Annotated in this window: 11 protein-coding genes; 6 read left to right on the top strand and 5 right to left on the bottom strand. The window is 31.3% G+C overall.

Features of this window, described 5'->3' with window-relative positions; genetic code table 11:
• Nucleotides 1–27 precede the first annotated feature (27 nt).
• Nucleotides 28–2,706: a DNA gyrase/topoisomerase IV subunit A gene (locus D1815_RS04055; protein WP_118386000.1), complete on the top strand. Its 2,679-nt coding sequence runs from the start codon at nt 28–30 to the stop codon at nt 2,704–2,706.
• A 42-nt stretch (nt 2,707–2,748) separates the two neighbouring features.
• Here the strand turns inward: D1815_RS04055 and D1815_RS04060 are convergent, their stop codons facing one another.
• The 5 genes from D1815_RS04060 to D1815_RS04080 form a co-directional block, all read right to left on the bottom strand.
• A complete protein-coding gene (locus D1815_RS04060; RefSeq protein WP_118386001.1) occupies nt 2,749–3,744 on the bottom strand; it encodes a glycoside hydrolase family 11 protein in 996 nt (331 codons plus the stop codon).
• Nucleotides 3,745–3,943: 199 nt separating this feature from the next.
• The gene (locus D1815_RS04065; RefSeq protein ID WP_118386002.1) at nt 3,944–4,522 is read right to left on the bottom strand and encodes an alkylphosphonate utilization protein; all 579 of its coding nucleotides are present in this window, start codon (nt 4,520–4,522) and stop codon (nt 3,944–3,946) included.
• Nucleotides 4,523–4,544: 22 nt separating this feature from the next.
• Nucleotides 4,545–5,351, bottom strand: a complete 807-nt coding sequence (locus D1815_RS04070; protein WP_027391703.1) for a TerC family protein — start codon at nt 5,349–5,351, stop codon at nt 4,545–4,547.
• A complete protein-coding gene (locus D1815_RS04075) occupies nt 5,351–5,728 on the bottom strand; it encodes a hypothetical protein (protein ID WP_027391702.1) in 378 nt (125 codons plus the stop codon). Before D1815_RS04075 ends, D1815_RS04070 begins: the two co-directional genes overlap by 1 nt.
• 79 nt (nt 5,729–5,807) lie before the next feature.
• Nucleotides 5,808–6,284: a helix-turn-helix domain-containing protein gene (locus D1815_RS04080; protein ID WP_118386003.1), complete on the bottom strand. Its 477-nt coding sequence runs from the start codon at nt 6,282–6,284 to the stop codon at nt 5,808–5,810.
• A gap of 375 nt (nt 6,285–6,659) precedes the next feature.
• Between D1815_RS04080 and D1815_RS04085 the strand changes: the two genes are divergently transcribed.
• From D1815_RS04085 to D1815_RS04105, 5 genes are all read left to right on the top strand, one after another.
• On the top strand, nt 6,660–7,817 hold the full coding sequence (locus D1815_RS04085) for a M14 family zinc carboxypeptidase (protein ID WP_118389857.1): 1,158 nt from the start codon (nt 6,660–6,662) through the stop codon (nt 7,815–7,817).
• A 75-nt stretch (nt 7,818–7,892) separates the two neighbouring features.
• The gene (locus tag D1815_RS04090; protein ID WP_027391699.1) at nt 7,893–8,372 is read left to right on the top strand and encodes an Lrp/AsnC family transcriptional regulator; all 480 of its coding nucleotides are present in this window, start codon (nt 7,893–7,895) and stop codon (nt 8,370–8,372) included.
• A gap of 100 nt (nt 8,373–8,472) precedes the next feature.
• Complete coding sequence (locus D1815_RS04095) at nt 8,473–11,055, top strand: phosphoenolpyruvate carboxylase (protein WP_118386004.1); 2,583 nt, start codon at nt 8,473–8,475, stop codon at nt 11,053–11,055.
• A 150-nt stretch (nt 11,056–11,205) separates the two neighbouring features.
• Entirely contained in the window at nt 11,206–11,655 is a 450-nt protein-coding gene (locus D1815_RS04100; RefSeq protein WP_118386005.1) for a hypothetical protein, read from the top strand.
• Between the two features lie 145 nt (nt 11,656–11,800).
• On the top strand, nt 11,801–13,168 hold the full coding sequence (locus tag D1815_RS04105; RefSeq protein WP_118386006.1) for a S9 family peptidase: 1,368 nt from the start codon (nt 11,801–11,803) through the stop codon (nt 13,166–13,168).
• Nucleotides 13,169–13,178 lie beyond the last annotated feature (10 nt).

Consider the following 13,178-nt stretch of genomic DNA (forward strand, 5'->3'; position numbering starts at 1 on the left):
ATACAAAAAAGTGCCCCAGAAAAAGGTATGGATATAGAAAACGAAAACGAAGAATTACATAATGAGTTAACCCCAGAGGATCATCAACCTCAGGAAGTGATTACCAAAGTTACTGGGATGTATAAAGACTGGTTTTTGGATTACGCATCTTATGTAATCTTAGAACGTGCAGTCCCAGCAATAGAAGATGGATTAAAACCTGTGCAACGAAGAATTCTTCATTCTATGAAAGATTTGGATGATGGGAGATATAATAAAGTTGCAAATATAGTGGGGCATACAATGCAATATCACCCGCATGGTGATGCAAGTATTGCTGATGCTATGGTGCAGATTGGACAACGAGATCTGTTGATCGATATGCAGGGTAACTGGGGTAATATTCTTACAGGTGATAGAGCTGCCGCATCTAGATATATTGAAGCGCGTTTATCAAAATTTGCTTTAGATGTTGTTTATAATCCAAAAGTTACCGATTGGCAATTATCTTATGATGGTAGGAAAAAGGAACCAATAAATCTTCCTGTAAAATTCCCATTACTTCTTGCTCAAGGGGCCGAAGGTATTGCAGTAGGATTAAGTACTAAAATTCTTCCTCATAATTTTATTGAACTGATAGAAGCTTCAATAAAACATTTACAAGGAAAACGTTTTACAATACTCCCAGATTTTCCAACTGCAGGAATTGCTGATTTTACTAACTATAATGATGGAAACCGCGGAGGAAAAGTTAGAGTGCGTGCAAAAATCTCACAATTAGACAAGAACACATTGGTTATAAATGAGATACCCTTCTCTACTACAACCTCTAGTTTAATAGATTCTATCCTTAAAGCTAATGATAAAGGTAAGATTAAAATAAAAAAAATAGAAGATAATACCGCTGCTGAAGTGGAGATATTAGTGCATTTGCCAGGAGGTATTTCTCCTGATAAAACTATAGATGCATTATATGCCTTTACTAATTGTGAATCATCTATTTCGCCGTTGGGATGTGTTATCGAAGAGAATAGTCGTCCTAATTTTATAGGAGTCTCCGAAATGTTAAAACGTTCTACGGATAATACCTTAGAGCTGCTTAAAAAAGAGTTGGAGATTCAATTAAATGAATTGCAAGAACAATGGCATTTTGCATCATTAGAACGAATTTTTATCGAAAACCGTATTTATCGTGAGATAGAAGAGGAAGAAACCTGGGAAGGAGTAATACAAGCAATTGATAAAGGGTTACAGCCTCATATAAAACACTTAAAACGTGCAGTTACTGAAGAGGATATTGTACGTTTGACAGAGATTAGAATTAAAAGAATTTCAAAATTTGATATTGATAAAGCGCAACAAAAAATTGAAGCGTTAGAAGATGATATAGCACAGGTAAAATATCATTTAGAACATCTTGTAGAATATGCTATCTCTTACTTTAAGAGGTTAAAAGATACTTATGGTAAAGGAAGAGAGCGTAAAACCGAAATCAGAATTTTTGATGATATTGAAGCTACGAAAGTTGTTATAAGAAATACAAAACTATATGTAAATAGAGAAGAAGGTTTTGTAGGTACATCATTGCGTAAAAATGAATATGTAACTGATTGTTCTGATATTGATGATATTATTTGTTTTATGGCAGATGGTAAAATGATGATAACAAAGGTGGATGCTAAGACTTTTGTTGGGAAAGACATTATTCATGTTGCGGTCTTTAAAAAGAAAGATAAACGTACTATTTATAATATGATTTATCAAGATGGTAGAGGAGGAGCCTCATATGTTAAGCGTTTTGCAGTTACTAGTGTTACCAGAGATAAAGAATATGATTTAACCCAAGGTAAGAAAGGTTCTAAAGCAACTTATTTTACTGCTAATCCTAATGGAGAAGCAGAAGTGATTACTATTTTTCTTCGCCAAGCGGGAAGTATTAAGAAGCTGAAATTTGATCTTGATTTTTCTGACTTATTGATAAAGGGTAGAGGAGTAAAAGGAAATATTGTTACTAAGTATAATATTAAAAAAATTGAGTTAAAGGAGTTAGGGGTTTCTACATTGAAACCTCGTAAGATTTGGTTTGATGATACAGTTAGAAGATTGAATGTTGATGGAAGAGGAGAGCTTTTAGGTGAGTTTAAAGGAGAAGATAGGTTGTTGATAATCAATCAAAAAGGCGTTTTGAAGACAATTGTTCCAGAGATTACAGTGCATTTTGGATCTGATATGATAGTTTTAGAGAAGTGGAAACCTATGAAACCAATTTCTGCTATTTACTGGGATGGAGATAAGGAAAGATATTATGTAAAACGATTCATAGTAGAAAATGCGGATCGAGAAGAGACTTTTATTTCCGATCATCAGAAATCGTTTTTAGAAATTGTCTCTACCGATTATAGACCAATTGCGGAGATAGTATATAATAAAATTAGAGGAAAGGATCAGCGACCAAATGATGAGATAAGTCTTGAGGATTTTATTTCAATAAAAGGTATAAAAGCACAAGGAAACCAATTAACTACAGAAAAAGTAAGACAGATTAATTTATTAGATCCTTTACCGTATGATGAGCCGGATGATATTCCAGCAGAAGAAATAGAAGTAGTTGAGGAAGAATCTGTAACTCCAGATTCAAAGATATCTGGAGATGTAGAATCTGATAATGGTGTTTCGTTAGACGGTGAAGATGATGATGGAGATGGAGAACAGACAAGTTTGTTCTAAAAAGAATATTCTAGTAAATTAAAACAATTGTATTAGTGATTCTTAGTAGACAATTAATTTATCTACAACCTTTTGATTATTGATGTTTAATGAAACAAAGTAAACACCTTTTGTTAAATTAGAAATTTTTGTTATGTTCTCTGTGTTGTCATAGTTTTTTGATAACACCATTTTACCTGAAGTATCATAGATTTTAAGTTTTTTAGTTGTGTTAGTTTTTTTAAACTTTATATAAGCTTCATCAATCGCTGGATTAGGGTAAATCTCAAAATAAGAATTGGGGTTATTGATCTCGTTTATTCCTAGTGTCGTATTGTCTGCAATTATATTAAGTTCGTTAAACTCAAAACTACCACTACTTTGGTATCCTTCTACAACAAAAGAAACTTCGTGTAGTTTTCCTAAATTCATATCAATAGATTCCCATTGCTCAAAATGTTCAGAAATATCTATTGTACCACTATTTCTTGTGTCTCTTCTAATACTAAAATATTGCTGGAAAGTAGCGATTCCAACAATTGATGGTTGATTTACTCTTGTGTTTTCATAAATATCGTAAATACTTCCGTTTATTTCGAAAGACTTTTTTAATACTGCTCCATCAGCCATTGATGGAATCCAATTTCGCCAGTCTTCAATAATATAATATTCTACAAGGGGATCAATAGTCCATCCATAAATAGATAGATAGGAGTTTCCTGAAGAAGTAGAAGGGTTGTAGTTACAGTTATATGTAGCGAAAAAGTTCCCTATTTCTTGATGTTCTTGTGTTTGATTGTACCCTAATCCTCTTCTCGCTAAATAGTTCAATATACCATCCCATTCTCCACTAAATAATGCTTCATTTCCCAGTGTCATGCAAGCAGTTCCTTGAGAATTTTGATTCCATAACTCATATCTAAACCCATCTTCTTCTCCGGCAATTTGTTCTGATCCTGATTGTATACAATAGGTCTGTGCTTTAGTATTTCCAAGAGATAATATTAGAAATAAAAATGAAAGGATAATTCGAAATGTTGATTTGTAAAATAAGTTCATTATAATTATTTTTTATGTTTCAAAAAATTGATTTTAAGTAAGTTGTAACTATTTACTTAAAGTGATTAATTAGTTAGGTGAAATCAAGATAAAATTCTTTAATAACTATGAGAAACAAAAAATATTGAGGATATTGAATGTTTTTTTTACTTAAATTTTAAGTAAAAATTTTTCAGTTTTTTGATTATGAATATATTAATTAGGACTTTTTTACAAATTTGGTTAAAATGACAATATGCTGACCACTTACTTTTCCTTCTATATGTTCAGGATTGTCGTGGACTAAAGAAATATTGCGAACAGCAGTTCCTCTTTTTGCGGTAAAATTAGCTCCTTTAACATTTAGATCTTTTATTAAAACCACATTGTCACCTGCATTAAGTAAAGCTCCATTAGAGTCTAAATGCTTAATCTTAGTACTTTCATCATCACCTTCTCCTGTAGCTTTAGCCCATGCTAAAGTATCATCGTCCAGATATAGCATATCTATAAGATCTTGTGGCCACCCTTCAGATTTTAATCTATGAAGCATTCTATACGCCATGACTTGTACGCCAGGGGCTTGACTCCACATACTATCATTAAGACAACGCCAATGATTAGGGTTCATTGTAAGAACATTTTCAATTTGATCTTTACAAATAGAGCAAATAAGAATACTAGAGTCTAATCCTACATTTGGAGATTCTGGGATATCATATATTGATAGATTATCAGTAGCACCGCATAATTCGCATGTAGTATGACTACGATCTTGTAATTCTTTTAGTTTACTCATTCTTGATTTATAAGTTGTAAAACTAGCTCTCTTGGCTGCTTAATTTTCCTTTTTTACGTAGTTTAAAGTTGATAAACTCTACAAATAACGAAAATGCGATAGTAAAATATAAATATCCTTTTGGTATCGTACCTACTTCTGAATCAAATATCTGTAAATGCGCTAGATGTGCAGCTTCAGCTATCAACATAAATCCAATTAATATTAAGAAAGATAGTCCGAGAATCTGGATAGATGGGTGTTTGTTTACAAAACGACCAACAGGAGTAGCGAACAACATCATAATTAAAACAGAAATAACTACCGCAATAATCATGATAATCAAAGCATCTGTTGGATTATCACTCAATCCATTAGTCATACCAACGGCAGTAAGTATGGAATCAAAAGAGAAAACCACATTAATCAATGTAATCTGAATAATAGCTTTAGATAAAGAACTTGAACTCTTTTCTTTTATTTCTTTCTCTTCTTCCCCTTTTTCATCTACTTTTTCATGGATTTCATGGACACTTTTGTATAATAAGAATATTCCTCCTCCAAATAATATTAGGGATTGACCACTAATTCCTGCTTCTATCCAAGGAAGATTGATGTGCCAAAAAGGAGCCTCCATTGCTACAAGTAGGGAGATACCAAATAGTAAAACAATCCTCATTACCATAGCTAATAACAAACCAATGTTTGTAGCTTTTTTTTGTTCTTGATCAGGTAATTTACTAGAAGCTAATGAAATAAATATAATATTATCAATTCCTAGCACAATTTCTAGAAAGGTTAGTGTTAACAATGCTATCCAAGCATCTGCTGTTGCGAAAATCTCAAACATTACTTAATTTTTTTGGCAGTTCCTTTTTGTTTATTTTTTTTAACACCTACAAGCCCATATTCAAAGGTATAAGTATCTTTTTCTGTAGTTAATATTTTCATGTGTATAGCCTTTTCTTCAGCCATGTTTTTTGGGTGAAGTTTTTTTACAATATACTCACAATCATTAATCCAACGAATACTAGCGGTGTCACTTCTACCTTGAAAATAATCAATCTCTATAGAATCATTACGTATAAACGTTGTTTTAGCAAGTTCTCCGTTTAGATATGTCTCAAATTCAAACGTTCCTGTTTGAAATTCTGTACAGTCCCGTTTTTGTTGGTAACATCCTGTAAACAGAGCAGAGATAAATAATAAAAAAATAAATCGTTTCATAAAAGTATAATAACGAGAAACGAAAATAAATCTATTTCAACAGATTTTACAGTAACCAGTATAAAAGTTGTTAAGATATTTAATTCTTATAAACGTCGAAAGTACCATCCTTATAAAAAAACACTATCTGGCTAATATTTTTATTTGTCGAATTAGTTTTAATTATTGGTGCTATTGTTTCTTCTGGAGCATCCTTGGGTAAAGGTATATCATTATTAGAATGTGAAAATAGGTCTTGTTCTGATTCCGTTTCGGTAGGTGATATTATTGGAGTAGGAGTTATGGATTCTTTTTGTGCAGGTGTTTCTTGTTCTTGTTTAGGGATTTTTGACTTAGGAAATGATCCTTGTCCGTATAAAAGCCAATATAACTCTGCTTCAGGGTAGGCTTCAGTAATCTTCATAACAAAATCTAGGCTAGGTTTATTTCTACCAGATAAAATATGAGAGATAGAAGAACGACCAACACCCATAGCATCGGCAAACCCTGAGGCCGAGACGTGATAAAATTTCATGATTTCTTGGATTCTTTTTCCAAAAGCTGCAGTGTTTACCATTGTAAACCGTTTTATAATTAGCAATGTGTTACAAAGGTAAACAAACCCTACAAAAGAACAGTTTACAATTGTAACTTTAAGAATAATAAACAATTCTAATATTAAATAAAAACTATAAGTAGACATATTTTAATACTTGAAAAGCAATAATTTATGATATAATCAATGAAATATTACTTAATTCCGTAGTATTATAAATCGATGATTTAACTTTCTGTTTAACATCTTAAACAAACATCATTTTTCAAATGTTTACATCTGTAAATAACACTTATTTACAATTGTAAATACAGCTTAGGTTTACATCTGTAAAAACTAAGCTATTTGTTATGAATCTTCGGTAAACAGTAGTAATTTTGGTTCTTTTATATGCTTATGGATATTAATGAATTATCTCGTTCATTTACTAAATACAAAGAATCAAGTTTATCAGGACGTTACATACATCTGGGTCATATTGGTCCGTTAATAGATAATCTTTCTAATAGAATGACTGTGGAGCTGTTAGGTGTCTCAGAAAATGAAGCACCTATACATCTTATTAAAGTTGGTAATGGTTCCAAGAAGTTGTTGTTCTGGTCACAGATGCATGGAAATGAAAGTACAACTACAAAATCGATGTTCGATTTTTTGAATATGCTATCCGATGACTCTAACGAAGTTTCAAAACAAATATTAGCTTCTTGTACTTTATATATAATACCTATATTAAGCCCTGATGGCGCAAAGGCTTATACTAGGCTTAATCATAATCAGATTGATCTTAATAGAGACGCTCAAGATAGGAGTCAAAAGGAAAGTGTAATATTGAGAAATGTAATTGATAAGATCAAACCAGATTTCGCATTTAATTTACACGGACAACGTACTATTTTTAGTGTAGGAACAACAAATATACCTGCTACTGTTTCTTTTTTATCACCTGCTGGTGATAATGAGCGCACAATTACCAAGTCTCGTAAAATAGCTATGGAGATTATTGCAGAAATGAATTCTGTATTACAAAAGTACATTCCTAATGGTATTGGTAGATATGATGATGGCTTTAATATAAATTGTGTTGGAGATACATTATCAGATTTAGGTGTTCCTACTATTTTATTTGAAGCTGGACATTATAAGAACGATTATACACGGGATACTACTAGAGTTTATATTTTTTATGCATTGGTAACATCTATTCAATATATTTCAATGAATGATGTGCTAGGGAATAAGCATCAGGCTTATTTTGATATTCCAGAAAATGGGAAATGTTTTTACGATATAGTCATTAGAGATGTTATTCTAGATAATAAGAATGTTGATATCGCCATCCAGTATACTGAAGAATTATCCCAAAATGATATTAAATTCATTCCAAAAGTTGTTAAAATTGATGATTTACGAAATGTTTATGGTCACAGAGAAATTATCGGTAACAAAAGAGTGATATTTAACGAAAACGTTACAGTAGAGGTACTTCCGGAAAATGAGTTGTTAAAATTCAAGTTAAATGATGAATTATTCTCAACAGAATTAAGAAAAAGTTGAAAAAAAATGTATGAATAGATAATTTTTCTGTTATTTTTGCAATGTAATTAATCGGGAAAATTTATTAGAATTACTATGGCAAAATTTAAATTAGACGAAGTAGATCACCAAATATTAGACATGTTGATCGAAAATACTCGTACCCCATTTACGGATATCGCAAAAAAATTACTTATTTCTGCAGGAACCGTACACGTGCGTGTTAAGAAAATGGAAGAAGCTGGAATTATTGAAGGTTCTTCATTAACATTAGATTATAAAAAATTAGGGTATTCTTTTATCGCTTATGTAGGGATATATCTTCAGAATACTTCGCAAACCAAATTTGTATTACAGAGAATTAAAGAAATTCCTTTTGTGACTGTAGCTCACATTACTACTGGAAAGTTTAATATCTTTTGTAAAGTAAGAGCAAAAGATACTAATCATGCGAAAGACATTATTTTCCAGTTAGATGATATTGATGGGGTATACCGTACGGAAACTATGATATCACTAGAGGAAAGTATTAATGATAAAAAACGCTTAATGCATTCTATTTTCCAAGATTTGTAAAGGGCAATCGTATTAAAACATATAAACCCTTTAGGAAATCATCTTAGAGGGTTTTTTAATGTAAAATAATTATTAATCAACCATATTCGTAACCACAATTATGGCAAGACAACCAAAAATAGATCGTTTTAACCACAACGTTCTTACTAAATATCAGATATACAATAGTATATTTATTACATTACCTTTTGATGAAATCACTAATACAGGTGTATTATTACCTCTTTTTAAAGAAGTTTGTGAAAAAGGGTATGATCAAAAGATGAACCCTTCAGAAATAGTAGAAAACTTCTTTACATCTTATCAAGATGATCCTTCAGACAAGGATAAGCATGATTTGCTGTTTAGATTTATTCAGTATATAGAACGTCAGGTAGTATTGTTTGATGCTATAGAAGATGCAGCGTTTCCGATCGTTAATAATATGGACGGAAGAGGTACGCTACGAAGCATTAAAGAAGAAGCACAAGCAAAAGGACAACTAGAAGAATTAAAGGAGTATTTAAGGAGGTTTAAGATTAGACCAACTTTAACAGCGCATCCTACACAATTTTATCCAGGTACCGTATTAGGTATTATTCATGATCTTGATACAGCAATAAGAGATAATGATTCTCAAAAAATAAAAAGATTACTAGCACAATTAGGTAAGACTGCATTTTTTAAAAAAGAAAAGCCTACTCCGTATGATGAAGCTGTTAGTTTAATATGGTATTTAGAAAATGTATTCTATCATTCTGTAGGGACTATTTATAACTATATTCAACAAAATATATTCAAAGGAGAAGATCTCGAAAACGATCTAATAAACCTAGGTTTTTGGCCTGGAGGAGATAGAGATGGAAATCCATTTGTGACAACAGAAACGACTCTCAAAGTTGCAAAAAGATTACGTAAAACTATATTGATTAATTATTATAGAGATATGCGTAAGTTAAAACGTAGAATTACCTTTGGAAATTTGCAGGATAAATTAGGAGTTCTAGAGTCTGCTTTATATGATAATTTCTATTATGCTAAAACGGCTGAACCTTTATCTATATATACCTTAATGAATGGTCTTTTAGAAGTAAGAGAAGAATTAATAAGTAAACATCAGTCTCTGTTTTTAGAAGAATTACAGGATTTAATTAATAAGGTAAAGATTTTTGGTTTCCATTTTGGAACTTTAGATATCAGGCAAGATTCTAGAGTACATCATGGTGTGCTTACTGAGATCGTAAAGAAAACTAATGATTTAGGATTAGGTTTTTTTCCAGAAAATTACGAAACATTATCAGAAGAAGAACAGATAAAGGTATTGTCTACTGTAACAGGAAAATTAGATCCTTCAGTATTAGATAATGATATGGCTAGAGCTACAATAGAATCTATTTATGCAATTAAAACCATACAGAATAATAATGGAGAGCGAGGATCAAATCGTTACATAATTAGTAACAATGGTAGTGTTCTTAATGTCATGGAAGCTTTTGCTATGATTAGATTGTGTGATTGGGAAAAACCTACTGTTGATGTAATACCACTGTTTGAAACTGTTCCTGATCTTCGTGTATCTCATCAGGTGATGGAGACATTGTATAGTAATCCAGTTTATATGGAGCATCTAAAGAGTCGAGGAATGAAACAAACTATTATGTTAGGTTTCTCTGACGGTACAAAAGATGGTGGATATCTGATGGCAAACTGGGGTATTTTTAAAGCTAAAGAAGCACTTACAGAGATTTCTAGAAAATATAATGTAAAAGTAATATTCTTTGATGGTCGAGGTGGTCCACCAGCTAGAGGAGGAGGAAATACTAATCAATTTTATGCATCTCTTGGCCCAACGGTCGAGGATGAACAAATTCAAATAACGGTCCAAGGACAAACCATTAGTTCTAATTTCGGAACACTAGATTCTTGTCAATATAATTTAGAACAATTGTTAGGAGCTGGAGTAGAGAATCAACTAACAGCAAACGAAGCCAATCTTTTTTCTAAAGAGAATAAAGTGACAATGCAAGAATTGGCGGATATTAGTTATCAAACCTATGTGGATTTTAAAAACCATCCTAAGTTTTTACCATATTTAGAGCATATGAGTACGCTTAAATATTATGGAAAAGCGAATATAGGTAGTCGTCCTTCTAAACGTAGTAAAAGTAGTAGTTTAGATTTTGGAGACTTAAGAGCAATACCATTTGTTGGTAGTTGGAGTCAGTTAAAACAGAATGTTCCTGGGTTTTATGGGGTTGGAACAGCCTTAAAAACTTTTGAAGATAGAGACGAATTTGACAAAATAACAAGTCTGTATAAGGAATCAGCTTTTTTTAGAGCGTTGTTAGGGAATAGTATGATGAGTTTGACTAAATCGTTTTTTCAATTAACAGCTTATATGAAAGAAGATGAAGAATATGGCGCTTTTTGGAATATTATACATGATGAATATACACTTACTAAACGCCTATTGTTAAAACTAACAGGATATTCTGAGTTAATGGAAAATGAACCAGCAGGGAAGGCTTCTATCGATATTAGAGAAAATATTGTACTTCCATTGCTAACTATTCAGCAATATGCATTAAAGAAAATCCAAGATATTAATAGAACTGGAGAAGATGCAGAGGATTTAGAAATTTATGAAAAAATGGTGACGCGTTCATTATTTGGAAATATTAATGCAAGTCGTAATTCTGCTTAGGGAGATTATATGTAAAAGATAAACCACAATAACTTCGTTATTGTGGTTTTTTTGTTTAGGAGTATCTGATAATAGTATTTGTTATTTATATACTTGAAGCAACTATTGTGTAAGTTATGTATCTAATAGATATAACTAAAAAATGAAATAATGAAAGTTAGTTTTTTTTCTCTTATTTTGATGATGGTTCTTTTATTCAGTAGTTGTAATAGTAGCGATTGTGAATTGGTAGTATGTGCTCCAGATGCTTTATTTAGATTTGAAATAGTAAATTCAGATGAAGAAAATGTTATATCAAACGGTACGCTTCAGGTTAATAATATTATGATTTTAGATATAAATAATCAAAATACGATTGATTTCGACGAAATAAATGAAAATAACACTACTATTTTGGTAATAAACTCGACAAGTATATCTGCGGGAGCAACTGCTTATTCAATAGAAATTTCTAATTCGGAGTTATTTGCTTTAGAATTAACTACAGAACGAATTAAAGGAGAATGTTGTGATGTGATCAATTTTAGTAATTTAGAAATACAAAATTCCGAATTTGTATTTGATCAGGATACAGGTGTGTATACATTTTCATTAGAGTAATATTCGCTACAATAGTTTAAAATGATTTTCGAAAAGAATGAGTTTTATTCATTCTTTTTTTGTTCATACCATTTACTAACTAAAATAGTATAAATTAGTTGAGTATAAAATATATACTATTTTAGTTTATAAAACATTCACACAAATGGATAGAATATTTATCATCTTCTCTTTTTTCTTTTTTACGGTTTTTTCGTTTTCTCAAGATATTTCTGGAGATTGGATTGGAGAAGTAAATATTAATGGAAATAAGTTAGAAATAGCTTTTAATATAGAAAAAGTTGCTAATGATTATGTATCAACACTTAGCATTTTAAAACAAGGATTGAGCGGCGCTAAGGCTTCAGCCACAGTTTTTGAAGACTCAATAATTACTATTTCATTTCCCGATCTTAAACTAGAGTATAAGGGAAAACTTAATGATAAGATGGAGATTATTGGTAATTTTTCGCAAAGCGGTCATCCTATTCCTTTAGACCTTAAGAAAGGAACTATTACATTAAATAGACCTCAAGAACCCAAACCACCATTCAATTATCATTCTGAAAATGTAGTATTTGTTAATAAAGATGATAACGTGAAGTTAAGTGGAACACTAACAGTGCCGAAAGAGAAGGGTAATTACGCTTTGGCTATTATAGTTAGTGGTAGCGGTGCACAAAATAGAGATGGAGATATGTTTGGTCATAAACCATATTTTGTGTTGGCAAATGAATTAACAAAGAACGGGATAGCTGTATTTCGTTTTGATGAAAGAGGTGTGGGCGAATCGGAAGGAGATTTTAATACGGTTACTATAAATGTCTCAGCCGCTGATGTTAAGTATGCAATAGATTTTTTAAAAGAAAGAAAGGAATTTAGTAATTCTAAAATAGGACTAATAGGTCATAGTATTGGTGGTATTGTCGCTCCTAAAGTTGCCGTAGAAAAGGGTGATTTAGATTTTTTAGTTTTATTAGCTGCGCCAGGAATAAATGGAGATAAATTAATGCTTTTGCAAAAAGCTGCATTCGAAAGAAATCTTGGAATCAATGAATTACAAATTCAACAAGGTCAGAAAGTAGTAAAGGAAGCTTATGATATAGTAGTGAATTCCGACTTAGATAATATTTCATTAAAAGACAGTATTAATTCATATTACTCTAATAAATATGGGGCACTATTTCCAGAGAATCAAAGAAAAATGTTGGTAGAACAGATTACTGGTTCAGAAGTAGCTAGTTTTATTAGGTCCCAACCTGCAGCATATTTAGAAGAAATTGATATTCCTGTGTTAGCTCTAAATGGAGATAAAGATCTGCAGGTTTCAGTAAAAGAAAATTTAACCGGAATTAAAAATGCCTTAGCAAAAGGAGGTAACCAAGATGTAGAAATTATAACCTTAGAAAATCTAAATCATCTTTTTCAAGAATCAGAAAGTGGTTCATTAAGTGAATATGCCGAAATAGAACAGACTTTTTCTCCTAAGGCGTTAACCTTAATAATAAATTGGGTGAAAAGGAAAACAAAATAAAAGATCCTCT

The organism is Aquimarina sp. AD1, from assembly GCF_003443695.1.
Lineage (GTDB): Bacteria > Bacteroidota > Bacteroidia > Flavobacteriales > Flavobacteriaceae > Aquimarina > Aquimarina latercula.

Excerpts from the sequence above, each read along its gene's own strand:
- D1815_RS04055 (WP_118386000.1), top strand. The coding sequence starts at position 28 with ATGGATATAGAAAACGAAAACGAAGAATTACATAATGAGTTAACCCCA.
- D1815_RS04060 (WP_118386001.1), bottom strand. The coding sequence starts at position 3,744 with ATGAACTTATTTTACAAATCAACATTTCGAATTATCCTTTCATTTTTA.
- D1815_RS04065 (WP_118386002.1), bottom strand. The coding sequence starts at position 4,522 with ATGAGTAAACTAAAAGAATTACAAGATCGTAGTCATACTACATGCGAA.
- D1815_RS04070 (WP_027391703.1), bottom strand. The coding sequence starts at position 5,351 with ATGTTTGAGATTTTCGCAACAGCAGATGCTTGGATAGCATTGTTAACA.
- D1815_RS04075 (WP_027391702.1), bottom strand. The coding sequence starts at position 5,728 with ATGAAACGATTTATTTTTTTATTATTTATCTCTGCTCTGTTTACAGGA.
- D1815_RS04080 (WP_118386003.1), bottom strand. The coding sequence starts at position 6,284 with ATGGTAAACACTGCAGCTTTTGGAAAAAGAATCCAAGAAATCATGAAA.
- D1815_RS04085 (WP_118389857.1), top strand. The coding sequence starts at position 6,660 with ATGGATATTAATGAATTATCTCGTTCATTTACTAAATACAAAGAATCA.
- D1815_RS04090 (WP_027391699.1), top strand. The coding sequence starts at position 7,893 with ATGGCAAAATTTAAATTAGACGAAGTAGATCACCAAATATTAGACATG.
- D1815_RS04095 (WP_118386004.1), top strand. The coding sequence starts at position 8,473 with ATGGCAAGACAACCAAAAATAGATCGTTTTAACCACAACGTTCTTACT.
- D1815_RS04100 (WP_118386005.1), top strand. The coding sequence starts at position 11,206 with ATGAAAGTTAGTTTTTTTTCTCTTATTTTGATGATGGTTCTTTTATTC.
- D1815_RS04105 (WP_118386006.1), top strand. The coding sequence starts at position 11,801 with ATGGATAGAATATTTATCATCTTCTCTTTTTTCTTTTTTACGGTTTTT.